15 protein-coding genes and 1 pseudogene are annotated in these 17,706 nt (G+C 72.8%); 11 read left to right on the forward strand and 5 right to left on the reverse strand.

Annotated features, from left to right (window positions below):
- Positions 1-9: 9 nt before the first annotated feature.
- The 3 genes from ACFVVO_RS30995 to ACFVVO_RS31005 are packed head-to-tail and all read left to right on the forward strand — an operon-like array spanning position 10 to position 4,135.
- Complete coding sequence (locus tag ACFVVO_RS30995; protein WP_390059333.1) at positions 10-2,826, forward strand: cation-translocating P-type ATPase; 2,817 nt, start codon at positions 10-12, stop codon at positions 2,824-2,826.
- Positions 2,823-3,482 carry a potassium channel family protein gene (locus ACFVVO_RS31000; RefSeq protein WP_390059335.1) on the forward strand — a complete coding sequence of 220 codons (660 nt, stop codon included), beginning with the start codon at positions 2,823-2,825 and terminating at the stop codon, positions 3,480-3,482. Before ACFVVO_RS30995 ends, ACFVVO_RS31000 begins: the two co-directional genes overlap by 4 nt.
- Positions 3,479-4,135 carry a potassium channel family protein gene (locus ACFVVO_RS31005; protein ID WP_390059336.1) on the forward strand — a complete coding sequence of 219 codons (657 nt, stop codon included), beginning with the start codon at positions 3,479-3,481 and terminating at the stop codon, positions 4,133-4,135. The genes ACFVVO_RS31000 and ACFVVO_RS31005 overlap by 4 nt, the downstream gene beginning before the upstream one ends.
- A gap of 12 nt (positions 4,136-4,147) precedes the next feature.
- Here ACFVVO_RS31005 and ACFVVO_RS31010 read toward each other — a convergent pair whose 3' ends face one another.
- Genes ACFVVO_RS31010 through ACFVVO_RS31030 form a run of 5 tightly spaced genes read right to left on the reverse strand, consistent with a single transcriptional unit; the run spans position 4,148 to position 8,832 of the window.
- Complete coding sequence (locus ACFVVO_RS31010; RefSeq protein ID WP_390059337.1) at positions 4,148-4,618, reverse strand: hydrogenase maturation protease; 471 nt, start codon at positions 4,616-4,618, stop codon at positions 4,148-4,150.
- Positions 4,615-5,961 (reverse strand): Ni/Fe hydrogenase subunit alpha, encoded by a 1,347-nt coding sequence (locus tag ACFVVO_RS31015; protein WP_390059339.1) that lies wholly within the window; start codon positions 5,959-5,961, stop codon positions 4,615-4,617. Before ACFVVO_RS31015 ends, ACFVVO_RS31010 begins: the two co-directional genes overlap by 4 nt.
- Positions 5,962-5,985: 24 nt before the next feature.
- Entirely contained in the window at positions 5,986-6,834 is an 849-nt protein-coding gene (locus ACFVVO_RS31020) for an oxidoreductase (RefSeq protein WP_390059340.1), read from the reverse strand.
- A 1-nt stretch (position 6,835) separates the two neighbouring features.
- Complete coding sequence (locus tag ACFVVO_RS31025; protein ID WP_390059341.1) at positions 6,836-7,654, reverse strand: FAD/NAD(P)-binding protein; 819 nt, start codon at positions 7,652-7,654, stop codon at positions 6,836-6,838.
- On the reverse strand, positions 7,651-8,832 hold the full coding sequence (locus ACFVVO_RS31030) for a 4Fe-4S dicluster domain-containing protein (protein ID WP_390059342.1): 1,182 nt from the start codon (positions 8,830-8,832) through the stop codon (positions 7,651-7,653). The genes ACFVVO_RS31025 and ACFVVO_RS31030 overlap by 4 nt, the downstream gene beginning before the upstream one ends.
- A 275-nt stretch (positions 8,833-9,107) precedes the next feature.
- Here ACFVVO_RS31030 and acsA point away from each other — a divergent pair, with 275 nt between their 5' ends.
- The 8 genes and pseudogenes from acsA to ACFVVO_RS31070 form a co-directional block, all read left to right on the forward strand.
- Positions 9,108-10,943: an acetate--CoA ligase gene (gene acsA / locus ACFVVO_RS31035; protein ID WP_390059343.1), complete on the forward strand. Its 1,836-nt coding sequence runs from the start codon at positions 9,108-9,110 to the stop codon at positions 10,941-10,943.
- The gene (pdhA, locus tag ACFVVO_RS31040) at positions 10,940-11,965 is read left to right on the forward strand and encodes a pyruvate dehydrogenase (acetyl-transferring) E1 component subunit alpha (RefSeq protein WP_390059344.1); all 1,026 of its coding nucleotides are present in this window, start codon (positions 10,940-10,942) and stop codon (positions 11,963-11,965) included. Before acsA ends, pdhA begins: the two co-directional genes overlap by 4 nt.
- Positions 11,962-13,041 (forward strand): alpha-ketoacid dehydrogenase subunit beta, encoded by a 1,080-nt coding sequence (locus ACFVVO_RS31045; RefSeq protein ID WP_390059345.1) that lies wholly within the window; start codon positions 11,962-11,964, stop codon positions 13,039-13,041. Before pdhA ends, ACFVVO_RS31045 begins: the two co-directional genes overlap by 4 nt.
- Position 13,042: 1 nt before the next feature.
- Positions 13,043-14,482, forward strand: a complete 1,440-nt coding sequence (locus ACFVVO_RS31050) for a 2-oxo acid dehydrogenase subunit E2 (RefSeq protein ID WP_390059346.1) — start codon at positions 13,043-13,045, stop codon at positions 14,480-14,482.
- Positions 14,483-14,487: 5 nt separating this feature from the next.
- Positions 14,488-14,751, forward strand: coding sequence for an acyl carrier protein (locus ACFVVO_RS31055; RefSeq protein WP_390059347.1), 264 nt, complete (start codon positions 14,488-14,490; stop codon positions 14,749-14,751).
- Positions 14,752-14,893: 142 nt separating this feature from the next.
- A complete protein-coding gene (locus ACFVVO_RS31060) occupies positions 14,894-15,691 on the forward strand; it encodes a hypothetical protein (protein WP_390059349.1) in 798 nt (265 codons plus the stop codon).
- A gap of 110 nt (positions 15,692-15,801) precedes the next feature.
- Complete coding sequence (locus ACFVVO_RS31065; RefSeq protein ID WP_390059350.1) at positions 15,802-17,166, forward strand: alkaline phosphatase; 1,365 nt, start codon at positions 15,802-15,804, stop codon at positions 17,164-17,166.
- Positions 17,167-17,437: 271 nt separating this feature from the next.
- Positions 17,438-17,706, forward strand: a pseudogene (locus ACFVVO_RS31070) (hypothetical protein); the annotation flags it as partial.

A 17,706-nucleotide genomic window follows, 5' to 3' on the forward strand; every position in this document is an offset into this window, starting at 1 on the left:
GAAACGGCCGTGGTCCGCGCGGACGGACCGCGGACGGGCGTCACGGCGACGGCTCGAGGACCGGATCGGCAGGACCCGTCCGCCTCGTCCATCGCCACCCTGCCGGTCGCCGGCGTCTTCGCCGCCGCCGGTGGCTCACCACGCGGTCTCACCCCGGCCGAGACGGCCACGCGCCGGGACCGCTACGGCCCCAACGAACTTCCCCCGGTGAGTCACGGCCACGCCTGGCGTCTGCTGGTCGCACAGTTCACCGACCTCTTCGCGGTGGTCCTGCTCGTCTCCTCGGCGATCACGTTCCTCGCGTACTGGCTGGAGCGGCCCCGGGATCCGGCCACCCTGCAACTGGCGCTGGCGATCCTCGGAGTGGTGCTGCTGAACGCCGGCATCGGCTTCGCGCAGGAGTACTCGGCCGAGCGCACGGCGGAGTCCCTGCAGGCGATGGTGCCGCACACCTGCCGCGTACTGCGCGACGCGGTGCGACGAGAGCTGCCCGCAAGGGATCTGGTGCCGGGCGACCTGGTGATCCTGGAGGCCGGGGACGCGGTGCCGGCCGACTGCCGGCTGGTCGAGGCCCAGGAGGCGGCCGTCAACAACGCCGCGCTCACCGGCGAGAGCGATCCCGTCGCCCGCGTCGCGGAACCCGTGCCGTCGGGGCCGCCGCTCCAGGCGCGCAACTGCCTGTTCATGGGCACCGACCTGGTCGCGGGCACCGGCAAGGCCGTCGTGTTCGCCACCGGAGCGGCCACCGAGTTCGGGCGGATCTTCCGGCTCGCCGCCACCGCCCCGAGGCAGAAGACGCCGCTGCAGCGTCAGGTGGCCGTCATGGCCCGCCGGGTCGCGGGAGTGGCGCTCGCGACCGGCGCCCTCCTGTTCGCGGTGCGCGTTCCCAGCGGGCAGCCGTTCGTGGACACGTTCGTCTTCTCCCTGGGCGTCATGGTCGCCCTCGTGCCCGAGGGGCTGCCGGCCACGCTCTCCGTGTCCCTGGCGATCGGAGTGCGCCGCATGGCCCGCCGGCACGCGCTGGTCAAGCAGTTGCTCGCGGTGGAGGCGCTGGGCTCGACCAGCGTGATCTGCACCGACAAGACGGGCACCCTCACCCAGGCCGAGATGACCGTCGTACGGCTGTGGGCGGACGGTGTGTCGCACGCCGTCACCGGAGTGGGGTACGCGCCCGTCGGCGAGATCGCCGACGCGGAGTCCGTCCGGGAGCTGCTGCGGGCGGCGGCCCTGTGCGGGAACGCCCGGCTGGTGCCGCCGGCCGGGCGGGACCCTTGGCGGGTGCTCGGGGACACCACCGAGGGCGCCCTGCTGGTGGCCGCCCGGAAAGCGGGCCTCGATCCGGCGGCCGAGGAGGCCCGGACACCACGGGTGGCGGAGCATCCCTTCGACTCCGTCCGCAAACTCATGAGCACCGTGCACCGCGACAGCGACGGCAGCCTCTTCGCGTACGCCAAGGGCGCACCGCTCGAACTGCTCACCCGCTGCGACGCCGTGGAGCGGGGTGGCACGAGGACACCGCTGACGGACGCCGGGCGCGGTCGAGTGGCGGCGGCCGCGGACGAGATGGCCGGACAGGGCCTGCGGGTGCTCGCGGTCGCGCGGCGGGAGATCGCCGGTCCGCGGCCGCCACCGGAAGAGGTCGAGACGCGGCTGACCCTGCTCGGGCTCGCCGGGATGTACGACCCGCCCCGGCCGGAGGTGCGCGACGCGGTGGACGCCTGCCGGCGTGCCGGGGTGCGGATCGTCATGGTCACCGGTGACCATCCGCTGACCGCGGAGGCCGTCGCCCGCCGTGTCGGCATCGTGCGCGAGCCCAACCCGACCGTGGCGACGGGCCCGCAGCTGGACGCGCTGGACGACACCGGCGTCGACGCCCTGCTGGCCGGCTCCACCGAACTGCTGCTGTGCCGGGTCAGTCCCGAGCACAAGATGCGGGTGGTCACGGCATTGCAGCGGCGCGGCGAGGTGGTCGCCGTCACGGGCGACGGCGCCAACGACGCCCCGGCCCTCAAGCACGCCGACATCGGCGTCGCCATGGGCGCCTCGGGCACCGACGTGGCCCGCGAGGCGGCCGTGATGGTGCTGCTCGACGACTCCTTCGCGTCCATCACGACCGCCGTCGGACTGGGGCGTTCGGTCTACCGGAACATCCGCAAGTTCCTGATCTACCTCTTCAGCCACAACATCGCCGAACTCGCGCCGATCCTGGCGGCGACCTTCGCCGGGTTCCCGCTGGTGCCGATCACGGCCGTGCAGATCCTCGCCATCGACCTCGGCTCGGATGTGCTGCCCGCTCTGGCTCTCGGTGCGGAGCCGATGGAGCCCGACGTCATGAACAACCCGCCGAGGCCGCGCCGGGAGCGGCTGTTCTCGGCGGCTGTCATGGGCCGCATCCTGTTTCTCGGCGGCATCCAGGCCCTCGGGGTGTGCGCCGTCTTCTTCTGGCACATCCACGCCTCCGGCATCCCGTACGCGGACTTCACCCGGAGCGATCCCGTCTACCGGGAAGCGATCACCATGGTCCAGGCGGGCATCGTCGTCAGCCAGTTCTTCAACGCGCTCGCCGTGCGCACCGACCGGCAGAGCGTCTTCCGGGCCGGACTGCTCGGCAATCCGTGGCTGCTGGCCGCGGGGTGCTTCGGTATCGGCCTGATGGCGGCCATCAGCTACGCGCCACCGCTCCAGGCGGTCTTCAACACCGCACCACTGGCGCCCGCCGACTGGGCGGTCCTGACCGCGTTCGGGGCGCTGCTCCTGGCTGCCGAGGAAGTCAGGAAGTGGGCGCTGCGGCGCCGGCGGACAGGTTCGAAGGGAGGAACGCCATGAGAGTGATCATCGCGGGCTGCGGCCGGGTCGGGGCCGCTCTGGCCACGCGGCTCGCCGCCGAGGGCCACGACGTACGGCTCGTCGACCTGCGGCTCGCGGCGCGCAAGAAGCTGTCACCGGGCTTCTCCGGGGGTTTCCACGTGGGCAACGGGTTCAGCCGCCCTGTGCTGGAGACGGCCGGAATCGCCCACGCGGACGCCTTCGTCGCGGTCACGTCCGGGGACAACAGCAACATCGTCAGCGCCCGGACCGCCAAGGAGACGTACCGGGTGCCGATCGTCCTGGCCCGCATCCATGATCCGCGCCGCGCCGACATCTACCGGGAACTGGGGATCCCGACGATCTCGAGCGTCCGCTGGGCGGTCAACCGCATCCATCAGATGCTGTTGCACCGCCATCTCACCCCGGACTTCTCCTTCGGCAACGGCGAGACGCTCCTCGTCCGCTCCCGGCTGCCGTCGTATCTCGCCGGACGGCAGGTCACCGAGTTCGACGTGGAGGGCGAGATCCGGGTCGTGGAGATCACCCGTGCCGGGCGGTCCCTGCTGCCCGCCCACGGTGTGCTGGCCCATCCCGGTGACGTCGTGACCTTCAGCGTCGCCGCGACGGCGCTGGGCCGGCTGAGCGGCTTTCTCGACAAGGAGCTGGGAACGTGAAGGTCCTGATCGCGGGCGCGGGCCGGCTCGGCACGCAGATCGCCCAGGTGCTGTCCGCAGCGCGCAACGACGTCACCCTGGTCGAGTACGACGACGACCGGGTGGCCGAACTCGGCGGCCTGCGGGAGGTGCGCGTCGTGGCCGGGGACGCCTGTGAGCCGGGCGTGCTGGAGCACGCCGGTGCCCTCGCCTGCGACCTCGTCATCGCCGCCACCGGCCGCGACGAGGACAACCTCGTCATCGGTCTGCTGGCCAAGCGGCAGTTCGGGGTGGGACGGGTGGCGGCGCGTGTCAACGAGGAGGAGAACGCCTGGCTCTTCGACCAGCGGTGGGGTGTCGACGTGGCCGTCCCTTCGGCCACTCCGCTGATCTCCCTCATCGAGGAGGCCACCGGCGCCACGGACACGGTGGCCCTGCTGCGGCTGAGCAAGGCGGGCGTCGAGGTCATCGAGACCGCGATCACCGAGGCGTCACGGGCCGCGGGGCACACGCTCGGCGAGATCGTGCTGCCGGCCGGCACCGTGGTCGCCACCGTGGTGCGCGACGGGCGGCCCACGGTGCCCCGCCCCGAGGTGCGCCTGCTCCCCGGTGACGAACTCCTGCTCGTGTCGCACGAGGCGACGGAGCAGGAGATCCACGCGGCTTTCCAATGACAGGGGCCCGGCTCAGTCCCTCCCCGCTGTCTGCCGGACGGACGCGGCGACCCGGTCGATCAACTCGGGGAGCGCCGACCGCACCGCGTCGCTGAAGCGTGCGCCGAGTGCGACGTCCGCCACCTCCATGGCGTGCACCACGAGCCTCGGCGGCAGCCGGTCGAGGGTCTCCGCCAGGGCGAGGCACTCCCCTAGGCCGAGCGCGTGCGTACTCGCCGTCCCCGGGGTCCGGCCGGCCGCTTCCGCCGCCGTGAAGGTGTGCAGCGTCCCCGGGCGGCCCGGCCGCGCGCGGAGCGCCTCCACCACGACCACCGCGTCCGCGCCGCCCCACAGGTCGAGCATGCGCCCCGGTTCGCCGTCGCTGACCGTCAGGACGGTGCCGTCGGGGACACGGCCCCGCAGGGCCTCCACCGCCGCCGGACCGACTCCGTCGTCACCGCGCAGCGGGTTGCCCACTCCGATCACCACCACCCGGCCGGTCATGCGCGTCGCACCGTCACGTCGAGGAAGTGGGCCGCGCAGGAGATGCACGGATCGTGATTGCGGATGGCCCGTTCGCACAGGTGGGTGAGCTCCTCGTCGTCGGCGGCGGGCCCCGCCGAGCGCAGTCGCGCCTGCGCCGCTCCGCGCACGTCCTCCTCGATGGCCGCCTGGTTCTGGGCCGTGGGCGGGACGATACGGGCCCCGGTGAGGGTGCCGTCCTCCGTAAGGGTGTAGCGGTGATACAGCAGCCCGCGAGGAGCCTCGGTGGCGCCGGCGCCGGTCCCCTGGCGCGGCTGGACCTCGACGGCCGGCCGGGGAGGCCGTTCGTATCCGTCGATGATCCGCAGGGCCTCCTCGACGGCCTGGACCACTTCCACCGCACGTACGACGATGCTGCGGAAGGGGTTGTCGCAGACGGCGCCGGTCAGCGGGTCGCCCAGGCCGGCGTCCCGCCCCGCCTCGGCGGCCCCCGGATGCAGCCACCGGCCGTTGATCGCGTAGCGGGCCAGCGGGCCGGTCAGGTGACGGCGGCCGTCGAGGGTGGCCGTCAGGGCGGTGGAGTGCGGTACCTGCCCCTGCCGCACGCGCTGTTCGAAGTCGGACAGCGGGAACTCGCGCGGTGCCGGGCCCTGGCCCCGCGCGGCCATGACCGCCGGTGTTCCGGAGTCGATGGCGTAGCGGCCCGGGTCGCGCAGGGCGAGGAGGTCGTGGTCGCAGACGGCGTCGGGGAAGTCGAACGCCGCGACCCAGCGGACCGTTTCCAGAGCGTCCTCGCGGGCCTGCCGCAGCCGCTCCGCCAGCGGGCGGAGTTCCTCCGGTGCGGGCGTCCGGTAGAAGCCGCCGACGCGGACGTTGACCGGGTGGATGGGGCGGCCGCCGAGCTGTTCGAGGATCGCGTTGCCGGTCTGCTTGATTCTCAGGCCGCGCTCGACGGCGGCTCGCTCCCGGCGGGCCAGCTCCACGACGTCCGCGCATCCGAGGAAGTCCGGGGCGTGCAGCAGGTGGATGTGCAGGGTGTGGCTCTCGATCCACTCGCCGCAGTACAGCAGGCGGCGCAGTTCTGCGAGGGGGCCGTCCACCGTGACGCCGCAGGCGTTCTCGATCGCCTGGCAGGCGCTCATCTGGTAGGCGACCGGGCAGATGCCGCAGATGCGGGCGGTGATGTCGGGGGGTTCGGTGTGGCCCCGGCCTGTCAGGAGGGCCTCGAAGAAGCGCGGAGGCTCGTAGATACGCAGTCGCGTCTCGGTGACCGTGTCCCCGTCGACGCGCAGGTGGAGGGCGGCCTCGCCCTCCACCCTGGCCAGCGCGTCCAGTCGCAGGTCGCGGGTTCCGCGATGGTTCATGCGAGCCTTTCCGGGCCGGTGCGGTCAGGCCGTCGGGTTCTGTCGCTCCTCGGCCGCGAGATCGGGTATGGGGGCATGTTCCGGCGACGCGGCGTTGAAGGTCCGGAAGACACGCTGGACGTCCCGCTCGCTCATCCCGTCGTGGCGCAACTCGGCGACCATGGAGCGCAGGTTGGGTACGGCCGACGGTCCGAAGCAGCCGTAGCATCCGCGTCCGTAGGCGGGGCAGATGGCCCCGCACCCGGCGTGCGTGACCGGGCCCAGACAGGGGGTGCCGTGGGCCACGGTGACGCAGGTGGTGCCGCGTCTCTTGCACTCGAAGCAGACGCTGTGGCTGGAGATCAGGGGTTTGCGTCCGGCCAGGTGGGCGGTGATGACCTCGAGAAGCTGGCGGCGGTCGATGGGGCAGCCGCGCAGTTCGAAGTCGACCGGGACGTGGGCCGAGATCGGTGTCGAGGTCTCCAGCGTCTCGATGTACTCCGGCCGGGCGTAGACCGCGGCGAGGAACTCCTCGACGTCGGCGAAGTTGCGCAGGGCCTGGATGCCGCCCGCGGTGGCGCAGGCTCCGATGGTCACCAGGTACCGGGAGATGCGACGGACGTGCCGGATCCGCTCGGCGTCCTCGGCGGTGGTGATCGACCCCTCGACCAGGGAGAGGTCGTACGGCCCGCGGCCGTCGAGCCGTGCGCGCTCCGCGCCGCCGCCCTCGACCGGGGTCATCTCGAGGAAGTGGTCGATGCGTACGCGCTCGGCGAGGCCGAGGAGTTCGTCCTCGCAGTCGAGCAGAGTCAGCTGGCAGCCGTCGCAGGAGGCGAACTTCCACACGGCGAGCGTCGGCCGTGGGCCGGTGGCCGGTCCGGGCTCGGTGACCATGTCACAGCTCCCGTACGAGAAGCAGGTGTGCCACGCGGTCGTACCCGACGACCGGCCCGTCGCGGCACAGCAGGAGCGGGCCGAGCTGGCAGTGGCCGCAGTGGCCGGTGGCACAGCGCATGTTCCGTTCCAGGGACACCTGGACGCGGTGCGGGACCAGTCCCCGGGTCACGAGGTCGCGTGCGGTGTGCCGCATCATCACCTCGGGCCCGCACACCAGCGCACAGGTCCGTTCAGGTCGCAGGTCCAGACGGTCGAGGAGGGTGGTGACGACGCCCACCGCGCCCCGCCGGCCCGGACCGGGCCGGTCGACCGTCACCTCAACCCGGGCAGCGCCGCGCCAGCTCTCGATCTCGTCCCGGTAGGCCAGGTCGGCGGGAGTGCGGGCGCCCACCAGGACCGCTAGCCGGCCGTACGCGGCCGGCCGTTCCAGGACCGCGTGCACGACCGGCCGCAACGGGGCCAGTCCGATGCCACCGGCGACGACCAGCACATCGTGGCCGGTGGCCGCGTCGAGGTCCCAGCCGGTGCCGTACGGGCCGCTGAGACCGACGGTGTCACCGGGGCGCAGCCGGTACAGGGCGGCGGAGACCGCGCCCACCGCTCGCACGGTGTGCACGAGACCCCCGGCGCGGCCCCGCAGGGCGCTGACCGAGAGGGGCACTTCGCCGACTCCGAACGCGTAGATCATCGCGAACTGCCCCGGTGCGAACGGAGCGAGTGCCGTTCCGTCCGGCACCAGCTCGATCGAACGGGTGTCGGCGGTCTCGGTCCACGTGCCGGCGACGCGGTACGGCAGCGGGGGCGCCACGGTGGTCACGGCGCCGTCTCCTGCGAGGGCGGTGCCCCTGGCCGTGTCCAGTCGTGCAGTGCGGCGGCCTCCTCGGTGATGTCGATGCCGACCGGGCACCACACGATGCAGCGGCCGCAGCCGACGCAGCCGGAGGAGCCGAACTGGTCGTACCAGGTGCCGAGTTTGTGGGTCATCCACTGCCGGTAGCGGCTGCGCGCGGTGGCGCGGACCGGGCCGCCGTGCAGTTGGGAGAAGTCCAGGTCGAAGCAGGAGTCCCACAGCCGCCAGCGCTCCGCGTGGTCACCGGTGAGGTCGGTGACGTCCTCGGTCGTGGTGCAGAAGCAGGTGGGGCAGACCATGGTGCAGTTGCCGCAGGTCAGGCAGCGCCCGGCGACGTCGTCCCAGCGGGGCGCCTCGAGTGTCCCGGCCATGAGCTCCCGCAGGTCCGCTTCGGGCATGGTCCGTCCCATGCGGTCCGCGGCGGCCAGGACGTCCGCGCGAGCCGTCGCCCGGGTCTCCGGGTCGGCCGGGCGAGTGGGCAGTTCGGCCAGGATCTCCGCGCCTTCCCGGCTGCCGCCGCGGACCCAGAAGCGGTGCCCGTCCGCGTCGGCCACCTCGGTCATCGCCAGGTCGTAGCCGGGACCGGCGGCGGGTCCGCTGCCCATCGAGACGCAGAAGCAGGTGGCGCCGGGCTCGGTGCACTCGACCGCGATCAGCAGGGCGCCGGAGCGCCGCCCCTCGTAGCCGGGATCGCGGTACGCCCCACCGGTGAGCACCCGGTCCTGGACGGCGATGGCCCGCAGATCACAGGGGCGTACGCCCAGGAAGGCGTATCGCGGCGGTTCGGCCTTGTCGGCCGTGAGCACCAGTTCCCCCTCCGCCCGGTCGGCGCTCCACTGCCTCACCCGCGCCGGGTGCAGGAAGGACTTCCACGACTGGGGGCCCGCCGCGTGTTTGAAGGCCGCGCCGTCCGGCCGCTCCCGCAGCCGGTACCGCCCGGCTTCCAGCTCCACCCCCCATCCGTACGGCAGTTCGTCGGCCGACCCGAGCTCCGCCAGCTCGATGGCGCCGTCCCGGACCGTCGGGCCGATCACGGTGAATCCACGCCGGATCAGCACGGCCACGAGCGCGGCCATGCCGTCCTTGCCCATCACGCGCCCGTCGGCGGGAGGCGGGGCCGGGTTCCCATGGGTGTCGGCACTCATGACCGACCTCCTTCGGCACAGCGGACGGCACGTGGACCCTGCCGTCCCCCCAGGCCCACGATCTCAGCTTTTCCGGCATGTCGCCGCGCCGACAGAGCCACGTGGGCACGTGCGCGGGGGCCATTGGGCCCCCGTCGCGACCGCCTGCGCCCGGATGCCGAAGCGGCGGCCGTGGACTTGCGCCGTCCGGCCCCGCACGGGGGCCCTTCGACCCTGTGCGGACGGCGCGGTCCGGGCGGATGGTCGAAGCAGGCCCGAAGGAAGGAGGGGCCGGCATGCCATGGGAGACCGTCCGCAAGGCCACCCCGCCGCGCACCGCCCCCAATCTGCGCGACTACGACAAGGAGCGCGCGAGCTTCTCGTGGCGGGCGGCCCGTGCCAGGCTGCGGGGGCTGCCCGGTGAGCGGGGGCTCAACATCGCGCACGAGGCCGTGGACCGGCACGCGGCATCGGACCGGGCCGCGGCGGTCGCGCTGCGCTGTGTCGGGCGGGACGACTCCGTCACCTCCGTGACGTACGGCGAGCTGGCCCGGTCGACCGCGCGTTTCGCCAACGTGCTCCGGGCCCTCGGCATCGGGCGCGGCGACCGGGTGGTGACGCTGCTGGGGCGCTGCCCCGAGCTGTACACCGCGGTTCTCGGCACGCTGAAGAACACCAGTGTCCTGTGCCCGCTGTTCTCCGCCTTCGGACCGGACCCGGTGTTCCAGCGGATGACGCTGAGCGACGCGCAGGTGCTGGTCACCACCGCGGATCTGTACCGCAGGAAGGTCGCCGGGCGACGCCACGACCTCGCCGTCCTACGTCATGTGCTGATCGTCGGCGACGGGGCGGACGACCTGCCCGGCACGCTCTCGCTCGCCGCGCTGATGGCCGACGCGGCCGACACCTTCACCATCCCGCCGACCTCGCCGCACGACATGGCCCTGCTGCACTTCACGAGCGGCACGACGGGCATTCCCAAGGGTGCCGTGCACGTGCACGAGGCGGCCGTCGCCCACTACACGTCCGCGCTGTACGCCCTCGACCTGCACGAGGACGACGTCTACTGGTGCACCGCGGACCCGGGCTGGGTGACCGGGATGTCGTACGGGATCACCGCCCCGCTCATGCACGGCGTGACGGTCGTGGTGGACGAGGGCGACTACGACGCCCGCCGCTGGTACCGGATCCTCGCCGAACAGCGGGTGAGCGTCTGGTACACGGCGCCGACGGCTCTGCGCATGCTGATGCGGACGACGCCGAGGACGGGGCCGTTCGACCTGCCCCGCTCCTTCGACCTGAGCGCGTTGCGGTTCATCGCGTCGGTGGGTGAGCCGCTCAACCCGGAGGCCGTGGTGTGGGGGCGGGACGCGCTCGGGCTGCCGGTGCACGACAACTGGTGGCAGACCGAGACCGGCGCCATCATGATCGCCAACTTCGCCGCCTGCGACATCCGCCCCGGTTCGATGGGGCGCCCGCTGCCCGGTGTGGAGGCGGCGGTGCTGCGACGCGGCGAGGACGGCCGGGCCGAGGTCGCCGACGGGCACGTCACCGTGCTGGAGGAGCCCGGCGTCGAGGGTGAGCTGGCACTGCGGCCCGGCTGGCCGTCCATGTTCCGCGGCTACCTCCATGACGAGCCGCGCACCGCGGCGGCGTTCGCGGACGGCTGGTACCTGACCGGTGACCTGGTGCGGCGCGACGCGGACGGCTGGTACTGGTTCGTCGGGCGCGCCGACGACGTCATCAAGTCGGCGGGCCACCTCATCGGGCCCTTCGAGGTCGAGAGCGCCCTGATGGAGCATCCGGCGGTCGCCGAGTCCGGGGTCATCGGCCGCCCCGATGCCGTGGCGGGGAACATCGTCAAGGCGTTCGTCACGCTGCGGCCGGGCTTCGACGCGACCACCACGATGCGGCGGGAACTGCTGGCCTTCGCCCGGCGCCGGCTGGGGCCGGCGGTGGCGCCCCGCGAGATCGCCTTCGACCAGCGGCTGCCGCACACCCGCAGCGGCAAGGTCATGCGCCGCCTGCTGCGGGCACGGGAACTCGGTCTGCCCGAGGGCGACATCTCCACTCTCGAGGACTCCGCCCCCGAGGCGTCGTCCGCCACGGCGAGGACGGAGCGGTCCGCATGACCACCACCCGATCCCGGCGCACATCGCGGCCCGCCACCCGGGCGGCCGGTCCGGCCGCGCACCGGCTGGCCCTGCTGGAGTCGATGCTGCGCGTCCGCCGGTTCGAGGAACGCTGCGTGGAGCTGTACAGCGCGGCGCGCATCCGGGGCTTCATGCACCTCTACATCGGTGAGGAGGCCGTGGCCGTCGGCGTCAACGAGGCGCTCACGGACGACGACGCGGTCGTGTCGACCTACCGCGAACACGGGCACGCACTCGCCCGCGGGGTCCCGGCCGAGGCGATCATGGCGGAGATGTTCGGCAAGGTCACCGGATGCAGCCGGGGCCGCGGCGGCTCGATGCACCTCTTCGACACCGGCCGGCGCTTCTTCGGCGGCAACGCGATCGTCGGCGGCGGGCTCCCGCTCGCGGCCGGGCTCGCCCTGGCCGACCGCATGACCGGCCGCGACCGGGTCACCTGCTGCTTCTTCGGTGACGGCGCCTTCGCGGAGGGCGAGTTCCACGAGACCGCCAACCTCGCCGCGCTGTGGCGACTGCCGCTGCTGCTGGTCTGCGAGAACAACCTGTACGCGATGGGCACGGCCCTGGCCCGCCACCAGGCGCAGACCGACCTCGCGCTGCGTGCCGCCGGGTACGGCATGGTCTCCTGGGCCGTCGACGGCATGGACGTGCTCGCCGTCGAGGACGCTGCCCTGCGGGCGGCCGAAGGCGTGCGCGGCGGAACCGGACCGCACTTCCTGGAGATGCGCACGTACCGCTTCCGCGCACATTCCATGTACGACTCCGACCGTTACCGCGACAAGGCGGAGATCGAGCGGTGGAAGGAACGCGACCCGGTCGAGGGGCTCGCGCGGCGGCTGCGGGAGGCGAAGGAGCTGCCCGACAAGGCCCGGACGGCTCTGGAGGACCGTCTGGCCGCCGAGATCGACGCGGCCGTGGCGGCGGCCGAGCAGGCTCCCGAGGAGCCCGTCGAGGACCTGCTGAAGTACGTCACCAGTCCGGTGGAGGCGATCCGGCCATGACCACGACGCACACGCGTACCGCCGGGGCCGGCGCGCCCTCCGACCGGAGGACGACCTACCGCGAGGCCATGCGCGAAGCGCTGCGCGAGGCCCTGCGCGCCGACGAGCGGGTGTTCCTGATGGGTGAGGACGTGGGCCGGTACGGCGGGTGTTTCGGCGTCAGTCTCGGCCTGCTGGAGGAGTTCGGGCCCGACCGGATCCGCGACGCCCCGCTGTCCGAGTCGGCGTTCGTCGGCGCCGGCATCGGTGCGGCCCTGGCGGGCATGCGGCCCGTCGTCGAGATCATGACGGTCAACTTCAGCCTGCTGGCCCTGGACCAGATCCTCAACAACGCGGCGACCCTGCTGCACATGTCGGGCGGCCAGCTCCCCGTACCGATAGTGATCCGGATGACCACGGGCGCGGGACGGCAGCTCGCGGCCCAGCACTCGCACAGCCTGGAGGGCTGGTACGCCCACATCCCCGGCCTGCGGGTGCTCGCCCCGGCCACCGTCACCGACGCCCGGTACATGCTGGCCCCCGCACTCGCCGACCCCGACCCGGTGCTGATCTTCGAGCACGGCAGCCTGTACAACGTCTCCGGCGAGCCGCCCGCCGACCCGGGCCCGGTCGACATCGACCACGCGGCCGTCCGCCGGCCCGGCACGGACGTCTCCCTGATCACCTACGGCGGCTCCCTGCCCAAGGCACTGGCCGCCGCCGACGACCTCGGGAGCGGCGGCATCAGCGCTGAGGTCGTGGACCTGCGCACGCTGCGCCCACTGGACGACGCCACCGTCGGCGCGTCGGTGGCGCGCACGCACCGTGCCGTCGTCGTCGACGAGGGCTGGCGCACCGGCAGCCTGGCCGCGGAGATCTCCGCGCGCCTCACCGAACAGCACTTCTACGATCTCGACGCCCCCGTCGAGCGCGTGTGCAGCGCCGAAGTGCCCATCCCGTACGCGCGCGGGCTCGAGCAGGCCGCGCTGCCTCAGGTGGGCGGAATCGTCGCCGCCGCGCGTCGCGCCGTGGGCGAACCCGTGCCGGCCGGAGCCGACGCGACGGACCCGCGGGCCGTCCTCGGGAGGTCGGGCTGAGATGACGGCGTTCACCATGCCCTCACTCGGCGCGGACATGGACGAGGGCGTGCTGCGGGAATGGCTCGTGGGGCCCGGCGACCCGGTGCACAGGGGCGACGTCGTGGCGGTCGTGGAGACGGACAAGGCGGCCATCGAGGTGGAGTGCTTCGAGTCCGGGACCGTGGAACGGCTGCTCGTCGAGCCGGGGACCCGGGTGCCGGTGGGGACACCGCTCGCGTCGATCGAGGGCGCCGCGCCCGGCGTGCGGGCGGGCGCCCGTGAGGAGCGGCCGGTGACGACGGGAGCCACCGAGCCCCGCGGGCGGGCTCTCCGGCCGCCCGGGCAGCCCGCGCAGGCACCACCGGAGCCGTCCGCCGGAGCCGTGACGGCCGACGCGCAGGCACCACCGGAGCCGTCCGCCGGAAGCGTGCCGGACGGCGGAGCCGGGCCCCTCGTACGGCACCTCGCGGTGCTGCGCGGTGTCGACCTGACGACGGTGCACGGCACCGGACCGGGCGGACGGGTCACCCGTGCCGACGTGGAGCACGCCCCGCCGCCCCGCGCACCCGGGGTGCGGGCCACCCCGTACGCCCGGCGCCTCGCCCACGACCTCGGCATCGACCTGACGACGGTACGGGGCACCGGGGAGGGCGGAGCCGTACGGGCGGCGGACGTGCACACGGCCTCGCGCGCGGGCGCCGGAGTGAAGGAAACCGAGCGGCCGGAGCGCCGCCCGCGCGACGGCGAGGAGCGCCCGCACACGGCGGCACCGGCCGTCGGCCGCCCGGAGGAACGCACGGACGCCATGCGCCGCGCCATCGCCGACCTCATGAGCCGGTCCAAGCGGGAGATCCCGCACTACTACCTGTCCACCACCATCGACCTCACGGCGGCCGAGGACTGGCTGCGCCGCATCAACCGCGGTCGTCCGCCCGCCGGCCGCCTCGTGCCCGCGGCCCTGCTGCTCAAGGCCGCCGCGGCGGCGGCGCGCGAGGTGCCGGCTCTCAACGGCCACTGGCGGGACGACGGGTTCGTGCCGGGGGCCGAGGTCAATCTGGGCGTCGCGGTGTCGATCCGGCAGGGCGGGCTGCTCGCGCCGGTGATCCACCACGCCGACACCCTGTCCCCGGACGACCTCATGGCCCGCCTCAAGGACCTGGTCCAGCGCGCCCGCCGCGGACGGCTGCGCGGCAGCGAGACGGCCGGCGCCACCCTGACCGTCACCAACCTGGGCGACCAGGGCGTGGAGGCGGTGTTCGGGGTCATCCACCCGCCTCAGGTGGCCCTGGTCGGCTTCGGAGCGGTGGTCGAGCGGCCCTGGGCCGCGGGCGGCATGCTCGGGGTACGTCCGGTGGTGACCGCGACCCTGGCCGCCGACCATCGGGCCACGGACGGCGCCGTGGGAGCGCGCTACCTCACGGCGGTCGAGCGACTGCTGCGGAAACCCGAGGAGCTGTGAGCCGGATGAAGCCCCTGAACAACGCGGACGCCGCGTCGGTGGTCAAGGAGTCGATCACGCAGATCGTGCCCGACGCCGACTTCAGCCTGATCGAACCGGACGACAGGTTCCGCGACGTGCTCGAACTCGATTCACTCGATTTCCTCAGCCTCGTGGAACTGCTGTCCGAGCGGACGGGAGTCCGTATCGACGAGGAGGACTACCCGGAACTGGCCACGCTGTCCGGCGCGGTGGGGTTCCTGGTCGGCAGGACCGCCGGCCGGTCGTGACCGCCCCTCGCCCCTCGCCTCGCGCGACGGGCGGTACGCCGGGGCCAGGCGGCGACACGCAGTACCCGCACGTCCAGGGGGCGGAGACGCCGGCGCGGATCGAGCGCGTCGATTGTCGGTGCGGTGCGCTTCACTGTCCGGAATGGAGCTCACCCAAGCCGCCGTCGACGACCTGCTGACCCGACTCGGGCCGGGGGACGGCCACATGTACCTGCCCGGCGACCTGGACGTGCGTGAACTGACCGAACTGCTCGGCGGCAGGTACGGCGTGCCGCGCACTCTCGTCCTCGACGGCTTCACCGATCCGACGGTCGACGAGTCCAGGGGCGCGGCCCTCCTCGTCCCCTTCGAGGACCGGGCCGTGACGATACGGGCGTGGGCGTACGGGGATCGGTGGATCGCCACGGGTACGGCACGGGACGCCGAGGGGGCCGAACGGCCGGTGCTGACGGTCGCTCACCGGGAGGTGCCGCAGCCCCTGGCGGTCGTTCCGGACGAGGACGTCGACTGGATGGAGCGTCTCAAGGAGATCACCGGCTGGACACGGCCCGCCCAGCGGCCGGACGTGGACTGGGCGGAGATGGAGTCGCGGCTGGGCACCGAGCTGCCGCGCGACTACAAGCGGATGGTCGAGACGTTCGGCGTGGGCGCCTTCGACGCGTATCTGGACCTGAACCAGGAGCCGTGGGCGGGGCTCAGGGAGGACGGCCTGCTCATCTGGGCGGGCACCGAGCACGAGGACCTGTACTGCTGGCGGGCCGACGGCGACGACCCCGACCGCTGGCCCGTCGTGGTCCGGTCCTTCGACAACACCAAGGACCACCTCTTCGACAGCGGGACCGCGCGGTTCGTCTGCCGCATCCTCGTCGACCCGCACCACCCGTACACGATGGCCCGCTACTTCGACACCCACTGGTTCATGAGCTACCGCGTGTCATGACCTGGATACGTGCACACGGCCGGTAGTTCACCTCCGCTTCGCCGACGCCTGGTGATCTGGTCTCCGTCGATCCCCGCTTCCGATCACCGGACGCCTCAAGGAGTCATTTCATGCACAGAGCCACCCGCCGTCGCCTCACTGTCGCGACCGCGCTGGTCACCGCCACCACCGCCGCCGTGGCCATCACCAGCGCCGCCGGCGCCTCCGGCGGCAAGGAGCAGGCACGGAACGCGATCCAGGACGGGAAGGCGAAGAACGTCATCCTGCTGATCGGCGACGGCATGGGCGACTCGGAGATCACCCTCGCCCGTGACTACACCGTGGGCGCCAACGGGCGCCTGAACATGGACAAGTTCCCGCTCACCGGCGCCTACACCACCTACGCCGTGCACGCCGACGGCACCCCGGACTACGTCACCGACTCCGCCGCCAGCGGCACGGGCTGGGCCACCGGTGTGAAGACGGTGAACGGCCGTATCTCCAAGACCCCCGGCACGGACAAGCCGGTGAAGACCCTGCTGGAGCTGGCGCGGAAGAACGGTTACGCCACCGGCGACGTCACCACCGCCGAAGTCACCGACGCCACCCCGGCCGTGCTCGCCTCCCACGTCACCGACCGCTCCTGCCAGGGGCCGGCCGACATGGCCAAGTGCCCCGGCGACACGATCGCCGCCGGCGGTCCGGGCTCGATCGCCGAACAGGAGGTCAACCACAAGGTCGACGTGCTCTTCGGCGGTGGCAGGCAGCGCTTCGACCAGGCCGTCACCGACGGGAAGTACAAGGGCCTTACGGTCACTCAGCAGGCGCGGAAGCAGGGCTACCAGGTCGTCACCGACGACGCGTCCATGAAGGCGGCCAAGGCGGGCCGGCCGGTCCTCGGCCTCTTCGCTCCGGGCAACGTGGCCACCGAGTGGACCGGCAAGGCGGCGGCGGTCGGCGGCACGGCCCCCCAGCGGTGCGTCACCTCCAACCCGAGCCGCCCGTCCGGCACCCCCAGCCTCGCCGACTCCGCCACCAAGGCGATCCAGCTGCTGGAGGCCAAGCAGCAGGCCAAGCGCTCCAAGCAGGGCTTCTTCCTGCAGATCGAGGGCGCCTCGATCGACAAGCAGGACCACGCCGCCGACCCCTGCGGCCAGATCGGTGAGACCGCGGCGTTCGACCGTGCGGTGAAGGTGGCCCGCGCCTACGCGGCCAAGCACCCCGACACCCTGGTCGTCACCACCGCCGACCACGGCCACACCAGCCAGATCGTGCCGCTGGAGGCCACCCCGCCCGGCCTGTCCTCCACCCTGGTCACCGACGAGGGCCAGCAGCTCAAGGTCAACTACTCGACCAACACCCCGGGCCAGTCCCAGGAGCACACCGGCACCGAGGTCCGTATCGCCGCCCAGGGCCCACTGGCCTACCGGGTCCTCGGCATCACCAACCAGACCGACCTGTTCACCACGGTCCGCGAGGCGCTGCGTCTGCGCTGAGCCTGCGCAGCGGCGGCGGAGCGCGTCAACTCCCCCGCGAACAGGTTCACTTGAGGGCGTGCCGGTCGGCCGACGGCACGCCCTCCCGGCGTCCCGGGGCCGCGCACGGCGAACGGGGCCCTCCATGCAAACATTTGATCTATCCATAGGAAAGTCATTAAGGTCATGCTCCAGCCCCCGCTCAGGCGATCACTCAGCAGGAGTGACGGCGAAGGGGACCGCCCACCGACGTGCCCGGCAGGCGGCTGAAGGAGCAAGGAGACCGTCCCTCGTGGCGTCCCATCGTCGACCCAAGCAGCCGAGCCGCACGCGTGTCACCGTGCTGACCACCGCGGCAGCCGCCGCCGTCGTGCTGAGCGCGAACGCCGCCAACGCCGCTCCGAGCGAGAAGCTCGGCAAGGACGAGGTCAAGGCGAAGGTCGACAAGCTCTACGAGCAGGCGGAACAGGCCACCGAGAAGTACAACGGGGCCAAGGAGAAGCAGCAGAAGCTGCAGAAGGAAATCTCCACCATCCAGGACAACGTGGCCCGTGGCCAGCA

Source organism: Streptomyces sp. NPDC058145 (assembly GCF_042884245.1).
Taxonomy (GTDB): Bacteria; Actinomycetota; Actinomycetes; order Streptomycetales; family Streptomycetaceae; genus Streptomyces.

Excerpts from the sequence above, each read along its gene's own strand:
- ACFVVO_RS31000 (WP_390059335.1), top strand. The coding sequence starts at position 2,823 with ATGAGAGTGATCATCGCGGGCTGCGGCCGGGTCGGGGCCGCTCTGGCC.
- ACFVVO_RS31010 (WP_390059337.1), bottom strand. The coding sequence starts at position 4,618 with ATGACCGGCCGGGTGGTGGTGATCGGAGTGGGCAACCCGCTGCGCGGT.
- ACFVVO_RS31015 (WP_390059339.1), bottom strand. The coding sequence starts at position 5,961 with ATGAACCATCGCGGAACCCGCGACCTGCGACTGGACGCGCTGGCCAGG.
- ACFVVO_RS31020 (WP_390059340.1), bottom strand. The coding sequence starts at position 6,834 with ATGGTCACCGAGCCCGGACCGGCCACCGGCCCACGGCCGACGCTCGCC.
- ACFVVO_RS31030 (WP_390059342.1), bottom strand. The coding sequence starts at position 8,832 with ATGAGTGCCGACACCCATGGGAACCCGGCCCCGCCTCCCGCCGACGGG.
- acsA (WP_390059343.1), top strand. The coding sequence starts at position 9,108 with ATGCCATGGGAGACCGTCCGCAAGGCCACCCCGCCGCGCACCGCCCCC.
- pdhA (WP_390059344.1), top strand. The coding sequence starts at position 10,940 with ATGACCACCACCCGATCCCGGCGCACATCGCGGCCCGCCACCCGGGCG.
- ACFVVO_RS31045 (WP_390059345.1), top strand. The coding sequence starts at position 11,962 with ATGACCACGACGCACACGCGTACCGCCGGGGCCGGCGCGCCCTCCGAC.
- ACFVVO_RS31050 (WP_390059346.1), top strand. The coding sequence starts at position 13,043 with ATGACGGCGTTCACCATGCCCTCACTCGGCGCGGACATGGACGAGGGC.
- ACFVVO_RS31055 (WP_390059347.1), top strand. The coding sequence starts at position 14,488 with ATGAAGCCCCTGAACAACGCGGACGCCGCGTCGGTGGTCAAGGAGTCG.
- ACFVVO_RS31060 (WP_390059349.1), top strand. The coding sequence starts at position 14,894 with ATGGAGCTCACCCAAGCCGCCGTCGACGACCTGCTGACCCGACTCGGG.
- ACFVVO_RS31065 (WP_390059350.1), top strand. The coding sequence starts at position 15,802 with ATGCACAGAGCCACCCGCCGTCGCCTCACTGTCGCGACCGCGCTGGTC.